This window comes from Streptomyces sp. NPDC002537 (assembly GCF_053594975.1).
The window spans coordinates 1-17,932 of record NZ_JBSFWT010000118.1 but is presented as its reverse complement, the minus strand read 5'-3'; the positions used below and the strand labels follow the sequence as shown (position 1 = coordinate 17,932).

At 70.5% G+C, this 17,932-nt stretch carries 19 protein-coding genes; 9 read left to right on the top strand and 10 right to left on the bottom strand.

Annotation, left to right across the window (positions count from 1 at the left end; genetic code table 11):
* Window positions 1–445: 445 nt before the first annotated feature.
* The 3 genes from ACWD4A_RS32565 to ACWD4A_RS32555 all read right to left on the bottom strand — a co-directional run bounded on the left by ACWD4A_RS32565 (window position 446) and on the right by ACWD4A_RS32555 (window position 1,784).
* Window positions 446–634, bottom strand: coding sequence for an antitoxin (locus ACWD4A_RS32565; protein ID WP_451199610.1), 189 nt, complete (start codon window positions 632–634; stop codon window positions 446–448).
* Window positions 635–863: 229 nt separating this feature from the next.
* Window positions 864–1,073, bottom strand: coding sequence for a hypothetical protein (locus ACWD4A_RS32560; protein WP_451199609.1), 210 nt, complete (start codon window positions 1,071–1,073; stop codon window positions 864–866).
* Window positions 1,074–1,205: 132 nt separating this feature from the next.
* Window positions 1,206–1,784: a helix-turn-helix domain-containing protein gene (locus ACWD4A_RS32555; RefSeq protein ID WP_451199607.1), complete on the bottom strand. Its 579-nt coding sequence runs from the start codon at window positions 1,782–1,784 to the stop codon at window positions 1,206–1,208.
* 92 nt (window positions 1,785–1,876) lie between these two features.
* Between ACWD4A_RS32555 and ACWD4A_RS32550 the strand changes: the two genes are divergently transcribed.
* Window positions 1,877–2,710, top strand: a complete 834-nt coding sequence (locus tag ACWD4A_RS32550; protein WP_451199605.1) for a class I SAM-dependent methyltransferase — start codon at window positions 1,877–1,879, stop codon at window positions 2,708–2,710.
* Window positions 2,711–2,775: 65 nt separating this feature from the next.
* Here ACWD4A_RS32550 and ACWD4A_RS32545 read toward each other — a convergent pair whose 3' ends face one another.
* A complete protein-coding gene (locus ACWD4A_RS32545; RefSeq protein WP_451199604.1) occupies window positions 2,776–3,756 on the bottom strand; it encodes a hypothetical protein in 981 nt (326 codons plus the stop codon).
* 149 nt (window positions 3,757–3,905) lie between these two features.
* Window positions 3,906–4,481: a TerD family protein gene (locus ACWD4A_RS32540; protein ID WP_451199602.1), complete on the bottom strand. Its 576-nt coding sequence runs from the start codon at window positions 4,479–4,481 to the stop codon at window positions 3,906–3,908.
* 208 nt (window positions 4,482–4,689) lie between these two features.
* Between ACWD4A_RS32540 and arfB the strand changes: the two genes are divergently transcribed.
* Window positions 4,690–5,118: an alternative ribosome rescue aminoacyl-tRNA hydrolase ArfB gene (arfB, locus tag ACWD4A_RS32535; RefSeq protein ID WP_451199599.1), complete on the top strand. Its 429-nt coding sequence runs from the start codon at window positions 4,690–4,692 to the stop codon at window positions 5,116–5,118.
* Between the two features lie 63 nt (window positions 5,119–5,181).
* Here arfB and ACWD4A_RS32530 read toward each other — a convergent pair whose 3' ends face one another.
* Window positions 5,182–5,769: a flavin reductase family protein gene (locus ACWD4A_RS32530; protein WP_451199596.1), complete on the bottom strand. Its 588-nt coding sequence runs from the start codon at window positions 5,767–5,769 to the stop codon at window positions 5,182–5,184.
* 382 nt (window positions 5,770–6,151) lie between these two features.
* Here ACWD4A_RS32530 and cdgB point away from each other — a divergent pair, with 382 nt between their 5' ends.
* The 7 genes from cdgB to ACWD4A_RS32495 all read left to right on the top strand — a co-directional run bounded on the left by cdgB (window position 6,152) and on the right by ACWD4A_RS32495 (window position 12,982).
* Window positions 6,152–7,903 carry a diguanylate cyclase CdgB gene (gene cdgB, locus ACWD4A_RS32525; protein WP_451199593.1) on the top strand — a complete coding sequence of 584 codons (1,752 nt, stop codon included), beginning with the start codon at window positions 6,152–6,154 and terminating at the stop codon, window positions 7,901–7,903.
* Between the two features lie 199 nt (window positions 7,904–8,102).
* Window positions 8,103–9,047: a carbohydrate-binding protein gene (locus tag ACWD4A_RS32520; protein WP_451199592.1), complete on the top strand. Its 945-nt coding sequence runs from the start codon at window positions 8,103–8,105 to the stop codon at window positions 9,045–9,047.
* Window positions 9,048–9,259: 212 nt separating this feature from the next.
* Entirely contained in the window at window positions 9,260–9,466 is a 207-nt protein-coding gene (locus tag ACWD4A_RS32515; protein WP_451199591.1) for a hypothetical protein, read from the top strand.
* Window positions 9,450–9,971, top strand: coding sequence for a DUF6879 family protein (locus tag ACWD4A_RS32510; RefSeq protein ID WP_451199589.1), 522 nt, complete (start codon window positions 9,450–9,452; stop codon window positions 9,969–9,971). Before ACWD4A_RS32515 ends, ACWD4A_RS32510 begins: the two co-directional genes overlap by 17 nt.
* A complete protein-coding gene (locus tag ACWD4A_RS32505; RefSeq protein ID WP_451199587.1) occupies window positions 9,968–10,798 on the top strand; it encodes a helix-turn-helix domain-containing protein in 831 nt (276 codons plus the stop codon). Before ACWD4A_RS32510 ends, ACWD4A_RS32505 begins: the two co-directional genes overlap by 4 nt.
* A gap of 99 nt (window positions 10,799–10,897) precedes the next feature.
* A complete protein-coding gene (locus tag ACWD4A_RS32500; protein WP_451199584.1) occupies window positions 10,898–11,122 on the top strand; it encodes a DUF397 domain-containing protein in 225 nt (74 codons plus the stop codon).
* Window positions 11,123–11,758: 636 nt separating this feature from the next.
* Window positions 11,759–12,982 (top strand): helix-turn-helix domain-containing protein, encoded by a 1,224-nt coding sequence (locus tag ACWD4A_RS32495; protein ID WP_451199583.1) that lies wholly within the window; start codon window positions 11,759–11,761, stop codon window positions 12,980–12,982.
* Window positions 12,983–13,353: 371 nt separating this feature from the next.
* On the opposite strand, the gene ACWD4A_RS32490 is transcribed toward ACWD4A_RS32495, so the two are convergent.
* The 4 genes from ACWD4A_RS32490 to ACWD4A_RS32475 all read right to left on the bottom strand — a co-directional run bounded on the left by ACWD4A_RS32490 (window position 13,354) and on the right by ACWD4A_RS32475 (window position 17,399).
* Window positions 13,354–14,214, bottom strand: coding sequence for a class II fructose-bisphosphate aldolase (locus tag ACWD4A_RS32490; RefSeq protein ID WP_451199581.1), 861 nt, complete (start codon window positions 14,212–14,214; stop codon window positions 13,354–13,356).
* Window positions 14,215–14,218: 4 nt separating this feature from the next.
* On the bottom strand, window positions 14,219–15,142 hold the full coding sequence (locus tag ACWD4A_RS32485; RefSeq protein ID WP_451199579.1) for a 1-phosphofructokinase family hexose kinase: 924 nt from the start codon (window positions 15,140–15,142) through the stop codon (window positions 14,219–14,221).
* Between the two features lie 140 nt (window positions 15,143–15,282).
* Entirely contained in the window at window positions 15,283–16,449 is a 1,167-nt protein-coding gene (gene nagA / locus ACWD4A_RS32480) for an N-acetylglucosamine-6-phosphate deacetylase (RefSeq protein ID WP_451199577.1), read from the bottom strand.
* Window positions 16,449–17,399 (bottom strand): ROK family protein, encoded by a 951-nt coding sequence (locus ACWD4A_RS32475; RefSeq protein WP_451199576.1) that lies wholly within the window; start codon window positions 17,397–17,399, stop codon window positions 16,449–16,451. The genes nagA and ACWD4A_RS32475 overlap by 1 nt, the downstream gene beginning before the upstream one ends.
* Between the last annotated feature and the right edge of the window lie 533 nt (window positions 17,400–17,932).

The following is a 17,932-nucleotide window of genomic DNA, read 5'->3' as shown; positions in this document are numbered from 1 at the left end:
GTCCGGCTGTCCCGCCGTTCGCTGCCTGCGGCGGGGGCGGCCTGCGGCCGCGTCCTCAAACGCCGGACGGGCTGAATTCAGCCCGTCCGGCGTTGCGGGAAGGTGCGGGGTGGGCCGGGGCGTGTCCTCCGGGCCGGGGGTCCGTACCGCGGTGCCATTACCGTCGGGCGCATTGGGCACCCCGCTCCGGCACCGCGGTCCGGACCCCCACCCTCCGGCCCCACCCCTCCGCCGGATTTCCGGCTGTCGGGGCAAAAAGGTACGGGCGGCGGCTCGTGGCCGTCGCCCGTACGGAAGTTGCCGTCCGCTGCGGAGTTTCTATGAGCGCCGGGTGGGACGTCCTCGACGGCGCCGTCCTGACAGGCGGCACACCGGAGGAAGCCTTCCCACGCCGGAACGCGGCCGCCTTCCCCAACGGCCGCGTAGCGTTATGTCCCGGCGGTGACTACCGCTCCTCGTCCTTCGGCGGCTGGTTGCCGAGCTGCTCGTTGAGCTTCTGCTGCACCGTGTCGGTCTGGCTCTGGTACTTGTTGCCGGTCTTCGCGTCGAACACGTCTCCGGCCTTCTCGATCCCCTGCTGCGCCTGGTCCTCGTGGCCCTTGAGCAGGCCCTTGAGCTTGTCGAGCATGGACATGGCTGTCCTCCTCTGGGAACGCCTGACGCTCCCAGGATCTCCGCATTCCGCCCGGCCCGCATCCTCGGCGACCGGCGTGCCGGGGGCCCCGGGACGGCGCACGGGCCCTTGGCGGGCGTGCGCGCGGGTCAGCCGGTGCTCGTGTAGCCGCAGTTCCAGCACTTGTACACACCGTTGCCCATCTGCTGCATCATGTTCTGGCAGTTCGGACAGGCCAGGGCCAGCGGGGTCATGGGGCGGCGGCGTTCAAGCCTCTGGGGCAGCCGGGGCAGACGCCGCGGACGACCACCGGTGAGGTGGCATCGCCGGGGCTCTCCGCCACGACGACCACCCGCAGCTGGTGGTGGCAGTGCGGGCAGCGCTCGTACTCCCGGCCCTGGTCGCCGATCGCAGCGGCGAGGATGCGTTCGAGCGAGTCGCCGTCGTCCATGGTGCACATGTCCTGTCTCCACGGGATCCCCTCCTCGGGTACTACGTACCCGCCCCAGCGCTGCCCAACTCCGCCGTAGATCCCCTGGTTACGCCCTGCCCGGCACCCCGGCGACCTGTGTGCCGATGTCCGGGGCCGCGCCTACCGTTCCCCCGCCTCACCCCGGGGCTGCGCCCGGACGTGCATGCGTTCCCCCTGGGGGCCGAAGAGGCTGAGGATCTCCACCGGGGCCTTCCCCGTACTGCCGAACCAGTGCGGCAGCCGGGTGTCGAACTCCGCCGCCTCGCCCTCCTTGAGGACGAGGTCGTGGTCGGCGAGCCTCAGCCGCAGGGTGCCGCTGAGGACGTACAGCCACTCGTAGCCCTCGTGCGTGCGCAGGTCGGGGGTGCTGCGCGTGGGGCCCATGACCATCTTGAACGCCTGGAGGCCGCCGGGCTGCTGGGTCAGCGGGACGACCGTCGAGTCGCCGCGCCGGACCGGCTTCAGCCGTACCCGGGGGTCGCCGACCGGCGGCGCGCCGACCAGCTCGTCCAGCGGCACCTGGTGGGCGTGCGCGATCGGCAGCAGCAGTTCCAGGCTCGGCTTGCGCAGTCCCGACTCCAGCCGGGACAGCGTACTGACCGAGATGCCGGTCGCCTCCGACAGCGCCGCGAGCGTGCACTTCCGCCGCTGACGGATGCGTTTGAGCCGCGGTCCGACCGCGGCGAGCACTTCTTCCATCCCGCTATTGCAGAAACGGCAACAAGGTTTGTCAATCGACCCGGCCGGGGCGGACCCTCGGTCTTCGAAGAAGAGCTGAGGGAGCACACGCGATGAACGACTTCGACTGGGCCGCGATGGCCGACATGCTGGAGCTCGAAGGTGAGACGCACGCGCCTTATGTCCGCCAGGCCCTCGACGAGCTGGGGCACCTGGCCCCGCGGCGGGTCCTCGACATCGGCAGCGGCCCCGGCGTCGCGGCCTGCCGGCTGGCGGAGACCTTCCCGCAGGCCGACGTCACGGCCGTGGACGGGACACCGGAACTGCTGGCCCGTGCCGAGGAGCGGGCCGCACGGCTCGGCGTACGGCTGCGGACCCGGGTGGCCGAATTCCCCGCCGGGCTCGCCGACTTGGAACCCGCCGACCTGGTGTGGTCCGCGCAGGTCGTGCACCACGTCGGCGACCAGCAGGACGCGCTCGACCGCCTGGCCGGGCTGCTCGATCCGGGCGGCACCCTGGCCCTCGTCGAGGGCGGCCTGCCGGCCCGCTTCCTGCCCCGCGACCCGGGCGTCGGCCGCCCCGGCCTCCAGGACCGCGTGGACGCGGTCATGTCGGCCCGCTTCACCCGCATGCGCACGGAACTCCCCGGCTCGGTGGCGACGACCGAGGACTGGCCCGCGATGCTGCGCACGGCGGGCCTCACGCAGGTCCGCAGCAAGACCTTCCTGGTGGACCACCCGGCACCTCTGGCCGACGGCCCGCGCCGGGCGGTACGCGGCATCCTGGAACGGCAGCGGCACGTCCTCGCCGAACTCCTCGACCCGGACGACGCGGCCACCCTGGACCGCCTCCTCGACCCCACCGACCCGGCGGGCGTGGACCACCGCCCGGACCTCTTCCTGCTGACGGCGAAGACGGTGCATTTCGGGGTCCGCGCGGAGAACTGAACCGATACGGCAACCGGCCCGGGAAGAATCGCGGTTGCCCCTCCCCGGGCCGGCTGTCCGCCGCGTCAGCCCTGCTCGTCGAAGAGTGCCTCGGCACTGGACACGGTGAAGGCCCGATCCAGCCAGCGCTCCAGGGTGTCGAGGTCGGAGCAGTTGGAGATACGCTCACGAATCTCCGGGGAGACGGCGATGTCCCGGTTCCTCAGCAGGCGCAACACCATCAGCGCACGCTCCCAAGCCCGTCCCTGGGTCAGTCCTTCGGCCAGCCCCTCCACCCGTCCCTCGGCTCGCCCCTCGAACCGCCCCTCGGCCCGCCCCTTCGCCTCGCCTTCGAGGAGTGCCTGCTCGATCATGGTGCCGCGGCCGGGGAAGTAGGTACGGATGGGCATCAGTTTCCTCCAGGTCTCTCCCGCCCGGGAGTTCCCCAGGCCGATCTCCAACAGTTCGGAGTAGTACGCCGATGTCTCCGGGGCGGCCGTTGCCAAGGCGCGGGCCAGTGCGTCCAGTATGGCCGGGGCTTCCTGGCTGCTGCCATGTGTCATGGCGGAGAACGTCGCCATGGTCAGGTCCTCGGCGGCTTCCTCCTGGTCGATGATCAGGGGGACGTTCCCGGGCCCCAGGACCAGCGGATGCACCGACAGTGAAGTCCAGGCCTCGACGCCGAGCCGGAACGGACCTGCCGCCCAGTCCGCGGTCTTCTTGTCCTGGCACACCACGAGGAGCAGCACGGGGCAGGCGTACTTCGCCTTCAGGAAGGACATGTAGTACGCCCAACTGACGGCCTTGTCCGGGTCCTGGCGTCCCTGTGCCTCGATGGCGAGCAGGAACCCGTCCCCGCCGCCTCCGTCATCGTCGTCGACCGGCTCGATGCGCAGCACGCTGTCCACGCGCCGCTCCAGCGGTCTGATCTCCGTGACGTCCGCTGTGAGGACCTCGACGGTGGCCTTGGCGGGCAACGGTACGCCCAGCAGCCGGAAGACGGGGCTGAGCAGCTCCGGCCGTTCCTGGAATATCCGGTGTGACGCCTCATGGCGTGAAGTGACCATGAGGCGAAGTTAGGAACATGAACGGAGGTTCGTCCGACTCTCAGTGCATGTTCACCCGTTCGAGAGAGCCGAATCGCTCACCCGTTCCACAAAGAAAGAGGGCCGCCCCAAAGGGGCGGCCCTCCTCGATCACACCCGACGCGTCGGCGTCAGACGTTCACCCCGAAGTCCTGCGCGATGCCGACCAGGCCCGACGCGTAGCCCTGGCCCACCGCGCGGAACTTCCACTCCGCGCCGTTGCGGTAGAGCTCGCCGAAGACCATGGCGGTCTCGGTGGCGGCGTCCTCGCTGAGGTCGTAGCGGGCGATCTCCGTGCCGCCCGCCTGGTTGACGATGCGGATGTACGCGTTGCGGACCTGGCCGAAGTTCTGGCCGCGGTTCCCGGCGTCGTAGATGGAGACGGGGAAGACGATCTTGTCGACGTCGGCCGGCAGCGCGGCGAGGTTGACGTTGATCTGCTCGTCGTCGCCGTCGCCCTGGCCGGTGGTGTTGTCGCCGGTGTGGACGATGGACTGGTCCGGCGTCGACTTGTTGTTGAAGAAGACGAAGTGGGCGTCGGAGTAGACCTTGCCCGAGGGGTTCACGGCTATCGCGCTCGCGTCGAGGTCGAAGTCCGTGCCCGTGGTGGTGCGGACGTCCCAGCCGAGGCCGACCGTGACGGCCGTCAGGCCCGGGGCCTCCTTGGTGAGGGAGACGTTACCGCCCTTGGACAGGCTTACAGCCATGGGATGGGTCCCTTTCTGGTGGAAACACTGCGACGGCGACGCCGGGTCGCCGTCACCCTTGATAACGCCATCCGCAGGGCACCGAGTTCCGCTTCGCTTTACTTTCTTTGCCAATCCCTGATGGCGGTCCCTGACGGCGCGCCAACGCCGTGCCATCCGTCGCAAAACGAGGTGACGGCCCCCGCCCCGGCGCGGGATCATGGGGGACATGTCCGGTCCCCACGTCATCCGCGGCTCCGTCTCCCTCCCCGAGGCGGAGCTCATGTGGCGTTTCTCGCGCTCCTCGGGCCCCGGTGGCCAGCACGTCAACACCAGCGACAGCCAGGTCGAGCTCCGCTTCGACCTCGCCGCCACCGACGCGCTGCCGCCCGTGTGGAAGGAGCGCGCCCTCGCCAGGCTCGCGGGGCGGCTCGTCGACGGCGTGGTGACCGTACGGGCATCGGAGCACCGTTCCCAGTGGCGCAACCGCGAGACCGCCGCCGTCCGGCTGGCCGCGCTCCTCGCCGAGGCGACCGCGCCGCCGCCCCGGCCGCGCCGCCCCACGAAGATTCCGCGCGGCATCAATGAGCGGCGGCTGCGGGAGAAGAAGCAGCGTGGTGACACCAAGCGCGGGCGTTCCGGGCGGGATTGGGGCTGAGTCCGGATTGAGGCTGAGCCCGGATCGGGGCTGAGTCCGGATCGGGGCTGAGCCCCGCCGTGGTCAGCCCAGCTTCCGGTAACGCCCCTTGAAATACGTCAGCGGGCCGCTCTCCGTGCTCGGCGCCTCCGCCGTCAGCACCCGCCCGATCACCAGCGTGTGGTCCCCCGCCTCGACCCGCTGCTCCGTCCGGCATTCCAGTACGGCCAGCGCGCCGCGCACCAGCGGGGCGCCCGTCGCCTCACCGCGTTCGTGGGGGACGTCCTCGAAGAGCAGGCGGTCGCTGATGCGGCCCTTCATCGCGAACCGGCCCGCGGTCTGACGCTGGTCCTCCGAGAGCACGGAAACCGCCCACAGGGGCTGCCGCGCCAGGAGGTCGTCCATCCGGGAGTCGTTGCGGACGCTCACCATCACCAGCGGCGGTTCGAGGGAGACGGACAGGAACGCGGTCGCCGTCATGCCGACGTCCTCACCGCGCGGCCCGTCGTCCGGGTCGTGGGCGGTCACCAGCACCACACCGGCGGCGAGCCGGGCGAGGGCGGCACGGAATTCATCGGCGCTCACCCCCTCAGCATGGGGTATGGCGGTCTCGTGGGGCGAAGTCGTCTGCAACACGCTGAGCACGCTAGCCCCCGCGCGCCTCCGTCGCATCGGGCTGCGGGACCAGCCGGGTCCCGGCCGGGTCCTAGGTCGGAAGTACGCCGCGGCCTACCCTTACCGAAACATCCGGACGCTTGCGCTCCGCGACCGTTTCACGCCAATGCGTGGCCGAATGCGCGACGGATGTCATCCGAGGCTCTTTGAAAGGCGTCCATATGGGAGCCGTATGAGTTTCGGATTTGCGTTCACGAAGCATAGGAGCACGCTCGGACGCCAGTAGCCGGACTTCATCACGCAATGTGACATGAGTCACAGAGGGCGCTAATTGTTGACCCTGTGTACCGAGTGGTCAGCTCGCTGTGATTCAGTGGCCGTGATAAACGGACGAACAAGAAGCCTGGAGTTGCTGTCGAGGTCTCGGGGGAGAGCGAAGATGGAGACCGAGTCGGAGCCGTACGTCCGCCTTGCGACCTTGCGGGGATTGCATCAGGTGGTTGCCGATCTGAACACGGCACGGAGCCTCGCGGACACCTTGCAGACCGTCGCCGACGGCATCATCGCCGGACTCGGCTATGAGCTTTCGGCGGTCAATCTCGTACGGCCGGACGGCGATCTCGTCGTGGCCGCCGTCGCGGGCAGCGCACACGCCGAGGCTCTGATGGCGGGCCGGGTCGGCTCGCGGGTGTCCTGGGAGCGCCGGCTCTCGATGGCCGACCAGTGGGGCTCGCTGCGCTTCATCCCGTACACCGAGGGCTGGGTCCTCGACGACGACGACGTGCCCCAGTGGCACACCGCCGGACCCGCCCCGCGCTTCCCGGACGAGTGGCACCCCATGGACCGCCTCTTCGCCCCCATGTACACCGCGGGCACCGCCGGCGGCGAGCTTCTCGGCGTCATCTCCGTCGATAAACCGCGCAACGGCCGCCGCCCGGGGGCCTGGGGCCGCGAGGCGCTCCAGATGTATGCGTTCCAGGCCGCAATTGCGATCAGTAACGCTCGGCTTCGCGCAAACATGCAGCGGGCACTGGTCCGGCTGGAACGCGAACAGCAGGCGCTGCGCGCGAGTGAGGAAAGCTTCCGCCAGGCCTTCGAATACGCGCCGAGCGGCATGGCCATCGCCGAGATGGGCGGCGACCAGCACGGCCGCCTGCACCGCACCAACGACGCGCTCTGTCGACTCCTCGGCAGATCGGCCTCCCAGATGCGCCGCTACTCCTTCTCCGACCTGGTGCACCCCGAGGACATCGGCACCCTGCTGCGCACCTCCGCCGAGGGCGGCCGGGCCGAACTGCGCCTCGCCCGCCGCGACGGCAGCTACGTCTGGGTGTCCCTGCGCAACTCCGTGGTGGCCGACGCCGCCGACGGCCCGCGCTATCTCCTCACCCACGTCGAGGACATCGAGGAGCGCAAGCGCCACGAGCTCCAACTCGCCCACCGCGCCAGCCACGACTCCCTGACCGGCCTGCCCAACAGCGCCGAACTGCGCGCCCGCCTCAGCAGCCGGCTGTGCGGCATCCCCGCCGACGCCGAGGAGCACGGCGCGGCCGCCGCGGCCCCGTACGGCTCGCTCGACGGCTTCGACGAGGTGGAGAGCGCGGCGTACGGGCAGTACGGGCACGGCTTCGGCACCGACCTGGGGCCGGACTACGGGCCCGAGTTCGCCGCCGACTACGGGCCGGACTTCGCGCCCGACACCGCCACCGGCGAATTCGGCGCGGAGCACAGCGGCGTCGGCTGCGCCCACGTCCACGCGGTCGCGCCCGACGAGGACGCGGAGGACGACGGCACCAAGGGCCTGGCCGTGCTCTTCTGCGACCTCGACGGCTTCAAGGCCATCAACGACAGGTTCGGGCACCACACCGGGGACGCGGTCCTCATCGAGGTGGCCCGGCGGCTGACCAACGGGGTGCGCGAGGGCGACACCGTCGCACGGCTCGGCGGCGACGAGTTCGTCGTCCTCGCCGACGGGCTGACCCAGGCCGACGCCGAGGACCTCGCGGTCCGGCTGCGCAACGCGATCGTCCCGCCGATAAGGGTCGACGGCCGGGCCGTACGGGTCGGGGCGAGCTTCGGCATCAGCTGGGCGGGCTGCGGAATGTCGGCCGACGAGGTGCTGCGCTCCGCGGACCAGCGCATGTATGTCGAAAAGCGGTCACGCGCCAAGGCGGGGCGGCGGGCGGGCTGAGGTCCGTACCACGGCGTGGTACCGCCCTGTCGGGGTAGGCTGCGCCGATGCGGCACCGCGCCGCCGACCGCGAGACAACGTTGAATTTTGGCCATCCGGACCGTGTGACTTCTCCGGGCCGCCCCGGCTCGGCAGCGGCGGTCCGGGACGCGTACGCACGTGGGCGTCGATGGGCACACCAGGTTGGGAGTGACAGGGGATGACGGCCGGGAACAACGGCACGGGAACGCCGGAGAACGACGACCCGTTCGCGCACCTGTACCGCTCGGAGGGCGGTGACGGGAACACCCAGAGCGGCCCGGCCGCACCCCAGCCCGGCGTCCCCCGCACGTCCCACCACCAGGTCCGCACGGTCGGTTCGCGCCAGTACGGGCACCAGAACCAGCAGCAGAACCAGACGTACGGCGGTCAGCAGCCCCCGCACTACGCGGCCCCCGAGACCCTCCCCGGCGGCGCCCCCCGCCAGCCCGGCCCGCCGGCCCCCGGCACGGGCCACGGCGGCGGCCAGCGTCCGAAGCGGCGCGGTCTGCTCGTGGCCGCGATAGCCGTGGTCGTGGTCGTGGCGGGTGGTATCGGCGTCGCGATGCTCAACAACAGCGGCGACAGCAAGATGGACTCGAATACCAGCGCGGACGGCGGCGGCGACAAGTCGAAGCCGGAGCCCAGCGCCAAGTCCAAGGAGCCGGACCAGAAGCCGTCCCCTAGCAGCTCCTCGGCGGCCGGACTCCTCAGCAGGGACGCGGCGAGCCTGCGACTTCTCGGCGGCGCGGGCACCGAGACGAAGGTGGCGGGCGCCAAGTCCGTCGGCGGCGTGTACGTGAAGGGTCTGGATCAGCAGGGCGCGGGTGTCGACTGGGCGATAGAGATCCCGGACGGTGGCGAGTACCGGCTCTACCTCTCCTACGGTGTCCCCGGCAAGGACGCCAATCTCTCGGTAACCGTCAACGACCAGCGCAATTCGCTGCCGATAAAGCTCGACAACCACGGCAATACGAACGCCGGCGAGTGGTCGAGCAACTGGATGAAGACCTGGACCCGCGTCGACCTCAAGCCGGGTACGAACCACATCAAGGTCTCCTGCGAGGCGGGCAACGCCTGCGACGGCCACCTTGACCAGGTCTGGATCACGACGCCGCCCAAGTAGTCGCGGAACATATGACGCAAAAAGGCCCCCGCTCGGGCACGAGGTGATCCGAGCGGGGGCCTTGGTGTTCTTCGGCGAGGTGCCGACTCCGAGGCGTGCCGCCTCCTGGCCCGGTTTCCTGTTCTCTCAAGTGTCGCGTCTTGACCCTCGGGTCACGGGCTCGGGAGCATCGAGCAGGACGTCACCACGGACCGCAGAACAGGGGGTACAGCGTGGCACTGACACGGTTGGTCGGCGAGTGCGAGAAAGGGACCTGCCCGCAGGTCTTCGCCGTTGACGGTACTGATGACGCGATAGTCCAGGGCTTCAAGGTGGAGGACCCGGAGGCGCTCGATGTCATGCGGCTTCCGGTGAACGAGACGGCCGTACGCATCCCCATGTCGCTGCTTCGGAGGCTGGCCCGTGAACATCTCGCCTGACGAGTTCGAGAAGCTCTTCACGGACTTCCGGCGGGAGGCGTTCAGGCTGGAGACCCTCGACGACTACAGCGGTTCCTCCGACCCCGAAAGCCTGCGGGCGTTTCTCGCGGGGGAACGCCAACCGGCGGACTACAACCAGCAATGGGCCGACGAGGTACGTGCCAATGTCGACGCCGGAAAGCGCATGTACCGCGTGCACATCCTGTCCCGCCCACTCACGGACTATCTGAGGTTCGAGTTGGGATGGGGCTACCGCAAGAACGCGGAATCCGGTGAGGAGTTCTTCATCCTCGACACCACCGAGCAGCCCAACCCGCTGGCGGGCGTACCCGACTTCTGGATGTTCGACGAATCCTCCACGGTCTCCATGAACTATGGCGAGGGTGGCGAGTTCCTCGGTGCCGAGCTGCACTCCGAGGTGTCGGAGTGGCAGGAGTTCCGGGATATCGCCCTGGCCCGCTCCGTGCCCTTCCGCGAGTGGTGGGAGCGGTACGGAACAGGGTGAACCCGACGGATCTCGGACGGGCGCTGCGGGAACTGCGTGAGGCCAGCGGAAAGCAGGCCAAAGTGGTTGCCCGCAGCGCTGCCATGTCTCCGAGCAAGCTGAGCAAGATCGAGAACGGCGTTCTGCCGCCCAGCGTCATCGACGTCGAGCGCGTCCTGGCGGCCTTGGAAGTTTCCGAGGAGGTCAAGAGTCGGCTCGCCGAGGTGGCGAGGCAGGTTGCCACGGAGGCCACAGCGTGGCGTATCTACCATCGGTCCGGGCTCCACAAGCACCAGGATGCCCTCGGCGCCGTCGAGGCCCGGACATCTCTCATGCGGCTCTTCCAGCCGTCATGCGTTCCCGGCCTGCTCCAGACGCCGGAGTATGTGCGAGGAATCCTCCGCAATCGCGACCTGACGGATGACGCCCTGGAGAAGATGATCGGGGCGCGCCTGCGCCGACAGGAAGTGCTCTTCGACAGAGAGCGGTCGTTCCGGTTTCTGATCACAGAGTCTGTTCTGAGGTGGAGGCTCATCCCGGCGCCGATGATGGCGGCGCAGTTGGACCGGATCGTCACGATGTCGAGAATGCCCAACATCGTTGTCGGTGTAGTTCCGTTGTCGGCTGCGATGCCGGGTCTTCCCACCTCATCGTTTGCGCTCTTCGATACCCGCCTGGCCATCATCGAGATTCCACATGCGGAGATCACCACCAGTGAGATGCGGGACCTCGAACTGTATGCGGCCAAGTTCGAGAGCTTTGAGCAGGTGGCTGTTTACGGCGAAGACATGCGCGCCTTCGCCTCCGGTATCCGGGACGACTTCTTGAGCGAACGGGAAACGTTCTAGAGCGACTTGGTTCATGGCGTCACGATGGGAAGGTGACCGCGGACACCATGGAGAAGCCGGCCCCATGGGTGTCCGCTCCCTCTCCCAGGAAGGTTCGCCATGACTGACCTGTACGGGCTCGACATCGAGGGCGCCCGGTTCGCCAAGGCCTGCGGCGGCAATACGCATCCGGACGGTGAGTCCTGCGTGACTCTCGCGCGGATCGGCGAGGGCGTGTGGGCGATGGGTGACAGTAAGCGGCCGCACGCCGAGCCGCTGAGGTTCACCACCGCCGAGTTGGGCGCGGCGGGCATCGACCCGAGCCGCTTCGGCCTTTCGGCCTGACCCTCATTCGTACCGCGGCTCCCGTTCTCCCCATTCGTGGGAGCGCGGGAGCCGCTTCATCCTGCGCGGAACGGGGCGTGCCTTGCACTTTCACGGCTATCTGTGGACCGGCGACAAAGCGGTTTTCGACAAGGAGAGCGTCCGCCGCCCGCCTTCGCCGGTGGAACCGGCTGCCACCAGTCCCGCGGATGTGGTGGAGCGGTACCGCGAAGCGGTCGCGGAGTGGCGGACCGCTGGTGTCCCTCCTCTGGAGACGGCGTACTGGCTGATGAAACCCGGCTCGTTGATCCGGGGAACCTGGGATTACCCGGACGCGGCTGCCCAGTGGCTGGGCGGGCGTATGGCGGAGTACGCACCGCGCTTCGCCTCGTCGGCCGACCGGGACGCGGGACGCCTCGCGCGGCGGATTTCATGGGCCGAGGACACGCTTCGGTGGGGCGGGGACGTCTGTCTCGGCTATTACCTTGGGCGGCCGCATTTCCTGAGTCTCTCGGTGACGGCGTGCTCGCCGAACCGGGCAGTTCCTGAACTCCCTTGCCCTGTCAGTGGGTGAGGGTGGCGATGACCTGACGGGACTTGCGGTCCGGCGCCTGCTCCGGCCCGGCGTACTGTGGTTGCACGCGTTCGGCTCTCCCGATGGGTGGGGACATGGCGGCAACGACACTTGGGGACCGGCTGGGTGAGCTGCGCGTGCGGCGTGGGCTGACTCAGGAGTCGTTGGCCGAGAAGGCGCGGCTCAGTGTCGACACCGTGCGGAAGCTGGAGCAGAACCAGCGGTTCACGGCGCGGATGGGCACGTTGAACAGCCTCGCCCGCGCCTTGGACGTCGAGACGTCGGCGCTGCTCGGGCCGCCCGCCGTGCTGGAGTCGGCCGGTAGCCAGGAGCCGCCGAGCATCCTCGCGCTCCGGCAGGCGGTCACTCCTCTGTCGGGGTTCCCCGGGTTCGGAGCCGAGGAAGATGTCGATCCTCCGACCGTGGCGCAGTTGCGTGACAGCATCCGCAGTACTGAAATCATTCGCCGCTGTGGCGAGTTGACGAAGATCACGGCATTGCTGCCGACGCTCTTGGCCGATGCGCGTGCGGCGGTGCGGCAGTACGGCGGCGCGGACCGCGCGGCCTCGTACGCGGTGCTGGCCGAGGCGTATCAGGTGGCCGCCACCACGTTGACCGCCTTCGGCAAGGAGGACGCCGCGTACACCGCACTGGAGCGGTCGATGGAGGCCGCGGCGCTGTCCGACGACCCCCGGCTGGAGGTCATCGGCGTCTCCACCTTGTCGTGGATCTTCACCAAACAGGGGCGCATCGCGGACGCCGAACGGGCGGCCGTACGGCTGGCGGAGCGCATCGAGCCGGGGTTCCGGTCGGCGCCGGTCGACCTGGCTCTCTGGGGGATTCTGCTGTTGCGCGGGGCGACGGCTGCCGTACGGGCGGAGCGGGGCGATACGGCCGAGGAGTTGCTGTCCTTGGCCACCGCGGCGGCAGCCCGGATCGGCGTGGACCGGATCGACTACGCGACCCCCTTCGGACCCACGAACGTCGGCGTCGCGACGGTGAACGCCTTTGTCGACATGGGTAAACCCGACAAAGCGCTGCGGCACGCCGAACGCATCCCCGGCCTCACGTCCCTGCCGCCCACGTGGCTCGCACGCCACTATCTCGACCGTGCGCAGGCGTATGCGGAGGTGCGCCGTGACCCTGAAGCCACCCGCGCGCTGCTGGCGGCCGAACGCGTCGCCCCGGAGTGGATGCGCTATCACGCGTCGTCCCGGCATCTCGTGGCAGAACTGCGCGGTCGCGAGATGCGCCGCACGTCACCCATCAAGGACCTCGCGCTCCGGCTGGAGATCGATGGGAGGTAGGACGCCGTGTCCTACTGAATCGGACGACTCGCACGCCCTGTCCCTGGGATGGGAGCGCGCCCAGCCGCATGGTCTACGTCATGCAATACACCACACGTCCCGCCGTCGCGCACGCGTCCGCGGGGCCCTCTGCGATCGTCAAGGGTGACCCGAAGAGTTGCCCCGCATGTATCTGGCTGGACGATGCCCGCACCCGGGCGTGGATCAGGCGGGATACAGCGGCGCAGCGTGCTTACGCCGAGCAGGCGGTGCAGCACTACTACGCGGCGCACTGGGTGAGCCCATGAGCGCGTGTTGTCTGGCCTGTTCGAGGATTCTGCTCGCGCGGGCGGTGGCCCGGAGGGAAGGGGCGGTGGCGAGAGTCGATGCGCTCACCTCGGAGTTGCTTCGGCATCGGGAGAGCTGTTCCGGAGGAAGTGTGTCACCGTCTCCGCCATCGCCTCCCGCGCAGGGGTCAGGTACTTCCGGGGGTCCACCGCTGACGGGTGCGCCTCAAGGAAGGCGCGGACCGCTCCCGTGAAGGCCGTGTTCAGGGCCGTGCCCACGTTGATTTTGGTCATGCCTGCTGTGACCGCTCGGCGGAGTTCGTGGTCCGGGACGCCTGACGAGCCGTGGAGGACGAGGGGGACCGGGACGGCGTTCCGTAGAGTGGCGATCAGTGCGTGGTCCAGCGTCGCCGTCCGGGTCGACATCGCGTGGGTGCTGCCCACCGCCACGGCCAGGGCGTCGACGCCGGTGTCGGATACGTACGCCGCCGCTTCGGCCGGGTCCGTGCGGACGCCGGCCGTGTGGGCGTCGCCCGCCTTGCCGCCCACGCGGCCCAGTTCCGCCTCGACCCACAGGCCCCGTTCGTGGCCCCAACGGGCAGCCTCCGCCGTGGCCTTGACGTTGTCGCCGTAAGGACGCTTCGACGCGTCGTACATCACCGAGCCGAAGCCGTGGGTGTGGGCCTGGTGCAGGAGGTCGTCGCTCTCGACGTGGTCGAGGTGGAGGGCCAGGCGGGCCCGGGAGGCGTTCGCGATCGCCGTCGCGGCGGCGGCGATGGGGGCGAGGCGGCCGCCGTGGAACTTCACGGCGTTCTCGGATACTTGGAGGACCGCGGGCAGGCCCGCGGCCTCCGCGCCGAGGGCGATCGCCTCGGCGTGTTCGACGGTGATGATGTTGAAGGCGACGACCGCCCGCGCGGCGGCCCGCGCCTCGGTGACCAGTTCGCCGGTGCGTACGAGGGGCATGGCGCTACGCCTCCGTTACCTTCACTTGTGGCAGCAGGCTTTCGTAGGTGGGCCGGTCGAACTCGCCCGCCGCCGGGGCCCGTACGGTCGCGGCCGCGAGGGCCACGGCGCGGGCGACGCGGTCCGGCCAGGGAAGGCCCTCGACCCAGCCGGAGAGGAGGGCGGCGACCGCCGAGTCGCCCGCGCCGGTCGGGTTGCCGGGCAGCCGTCGTGGCGGGGCCGCGCGCCAGGCGCCCTCGGGGGTGACGGCGAGCATGCCGTCGGGGCCGAGGGTCGCGGCCACCGCGTGGGCGCCGCGGCGGCGGGTGTCCAGGGCGGCGCGCAGCGGCTCGGTGGAGCCGGTGAGGGCGGCCAGTTCCTCGGAGTTGGGCTTCACCAGGTCGGGCCGGGCGGCGATGCCGCGGCGCAGGGGTTCGCCGCTGGTGTCGAGGAGGACGGGCACGCCGAGCGCCCGCGCCTGCCGTACGAGGTGGGCGTACGCCCCGACCGGCACGCCCGGGGGGAGGCTGCCGCACAGGGCGACGGCGTCGGCCTCGCGGAGGAGGCGCAGGTAGGTGTCGGCGAAGGCCGCCCACTCCTCCGTCGTGACGTCGGGGCCCGGCTCGTTGAGCTGGGTGGTGTCGCCGGTGGAGTCGTCGGTGACGGCGACGGTGCGGCGGGTGGGGCCGAGGATGGGGACCAGGGCGTCGGCGAGATTCCCGGGGGCGCCCTCGGCGAGGAGGCGGCGCACGGTCTCTCCCGTCACGCCCCCTATGAAGCCCGTGACGACCGTGGTGTGGCCCAGTGCGGCCAGGACGCGGGCCACGTTGAGGCCCTTGCCGCCCGCGCGCTCCGTGACGCCGGAGACGCGGTGCGATGAGTGCGGCTGCAGACGTGGAACGCGGTAGGTCAGATCGAGTGCGGTGTTGAGCGTGACCGTGAGGATCATCGGCGGCTCTCTCCCATGACCGGGGGCGGCGTACGCGGCGGCGTTACGGCGGTGTGAACGACTGCGCGAGCGATCATGCCAAAACAGCGGCGGCGCGCCCAGACCTCGAACGCGCCGCCGCTGTTCAACCACGCGGAGAACTACCGCACTTCGGGCTTAACCACCCATTCGCCGTGGCGCATGACGCCGACGAGCTCGTACGCGGAGTCGAGCACGACGAGGTCCGCGTCCTTGCCCGGTTCGAGGGAGCCGACGCGGTCGGCGACGCCCAGCAGCCGCGCCGGGTTGACGGACAGGGCCCGTACGACGTCCTCGACGGGCAGCTTGTCGACGGTCACCGCGCGCTTGAACGCGGTGTCGAGCGTGAGCGTGGAGCCCGCGATCGAACCGGCCGTCGGGCCGTCCGCGATCCGCGCGACGCCGTCCTTGACCTCGACCCGCATGGGCCCGAGCGGGTACATGCCGTCGTTCATGCCCGCGGCGCCCATCGCGTCCGTGATGAACGCGACGCGGTCCGCGCCCGCGCTGCGGAAGGCCAGCTCCAGGGCGGCGGGGTGCAGGTGCGTGCCGTCGTTGATCAGCTCGACGGTGACCCGCTCGTCCTCCAGCAGCGCCGCGATGGGGCCGGGCGCGCGGTGCAGCAGCGCGGGCATCGCGTTGTAGAGGTGCGTGGCCACGGTCGCGCCCGCGTCGATGGCCTCCATCGTGGCCTCGTACGTGGAGTCGGTGTGCCCGACCGCGGCGATCACGCCCGCGTCGGCGAGCAGCCGGACCGAGTCCAGGCCGCCGGGGAGTTCGGGGGCGAGGGTCATCATGCGGGCCGTGCCGCGCGCCGCGTCGACGAGCTTGCGCACGTCGGCCGGGTCGGGGTCGCGCAGCAGCCCCGGCTGGTGGGCGCCGCAGCGGTGCGGGGAGATGAACGGGCCCTCGAAGTGGATGCCCGCCAGGTCGCCCTGCTCGGTCAGCTCCGCGAGGACGGCCGCCTGCCGGGCCAGGTCGTCGAGTTCGCCGGTGACGGTGGAGGCCACCATCGTGGTCGTGCCGTGCGCGCGGTGCGTGCCGATGGCCGTGAGCGCCTCGTCGGCGTCGCCCGCGGAGAAGGACGCGCCGCCACCGCCGTGCACATGGATGTCCACGAAGCCGGGGACGATCCAGTGGCCGGTGAGGTCGAGGGCCTCTCCCGTCACCTCTGCCTCTGCGGGCCGGTTTTCGGCGATGTGCCGGCCTTCGACCGTCACCCGCCCGTTCTCGACCACACCGGTCGGCAGCACCACGCGGGCACCGGCGAGAACCGTTCGTTCGACCATCAGGCGGATACCTCCGTGGAATCGGTGGAGAGAAGGTCCCAGGCGATCAGGCCCGCGCCCAGGCAGCCGGCGGTGTCCCCGAGCGCCGCCGGGACGATGCGGGGGAGCTTCTGGAAGGTGATCCGCTCCGCCACGGCGGCGCGGAGCGGCGTGAACAACGTTTCCCCCGCTTCGGCGAGGCCGCCACCGATGATCAGCGTATGGGGGTCCAGCAGGGTGAGTCCGATGACGAGGCCGTCGGCGAGCGCGTCGATCGCGTGCCGCCAGACCGCGCGGGCGCGCGGGTCACCGGACTCGACGGCCTTGGCGCAGTCCGCCGCGTCCGCGGTGGCGTCGCCGCTCGCCCGCGCCCAGGCGGTGCTCACGGCAGCGGCGGAGGCCAGGGTCTCCAGGCAGCCGCGGCCGCCGCAGCCGCACTCCGGGGCGTCCGGGCCGGAGCGTACGGAGATGTGGCCGATCTCGCCCGCGTAGCCGTGGGCGCCCTGTTCGATGCGCCCGTCGATGCCGATCGCGCCCGCGATGCCGGTGCCCAGCGGCACGAAGAGGAACCGGTCGGCGTCCCGGCCCGCGCCGATGCGGCCCTCCGCGAGGCCGCCGGTGCGGACGTCGTGCCCGAGGGCCACGGACGTGTCCCCGCCCAGCCGCTCGCGCAGCAGGTCGCGCAGCGGTACGTCGCGCCAGCCGAGGTTGGCGGCGTAGACGGCGGTGCCGGTCGCGTCGTCCACGATGCCGGGGACGGCCGCGCCCGCCGCTTCGGCGGTGCGCCCGTAGGTCCGGCGGCCCGTTTCCCGCAGCTCGGCCGCGAGGTCCAGGATGCCGGCGACGACGGCGTCCGGGCCGCGGTCGCGGCCTGTGGGGCGGCGGGTTTCGTGGAGCAGCTCGTTGTCCGGGCCGATCAGTGCGGCTTTGATGCCGGTGCCGCCTACATCGAGGGCGATGACGTGTTTCACGTCTGTCAGTCTCGCGTGTTGGGGGGTGAAAGGTCTAGTCCACTGGGTCCTTGCGCCGGACGGGCGACAGCGGACCTCCGGTTTTCCCGGCGTTGTCGGCTTTCTCGCCGTTGCCGCCTGCGGCGGGGGCGGCCTGCGGCCGCGTCCTCAAACGCCGGACGGGCTGGGTTTTGGGCTTGTCGCCGTTGCGACGGTGCGGGTTGGTTACGCCGCTCGCCGTTGTCGGGTGCGGGGCCGTGCCGCTCCGGGGTAGTACGGGACTGCTTCGCTTTACGTCCCGCACCACCCCTCCGCGTCCCGGCCCCTCCCGTCACCCCATCTCCAGCCCTTGGGGGTCCCCCCGGACGGAGTCTGGGGGAGTTTGAGGACAGCGCGCGAAGCGTGCTTCGGGGTCTGGGGCGGAGCCCCTCACGCGGCGGAGCCGCATATCGACACAGCCGGGAAGGGGCGGGGCTGGGGAAGAAAACCCACCGGCCCGCAGCCGGGCGGGGGTCGCGGGGCGGAGCCCCGGCCGCGGCGGAGCCGCATATCGA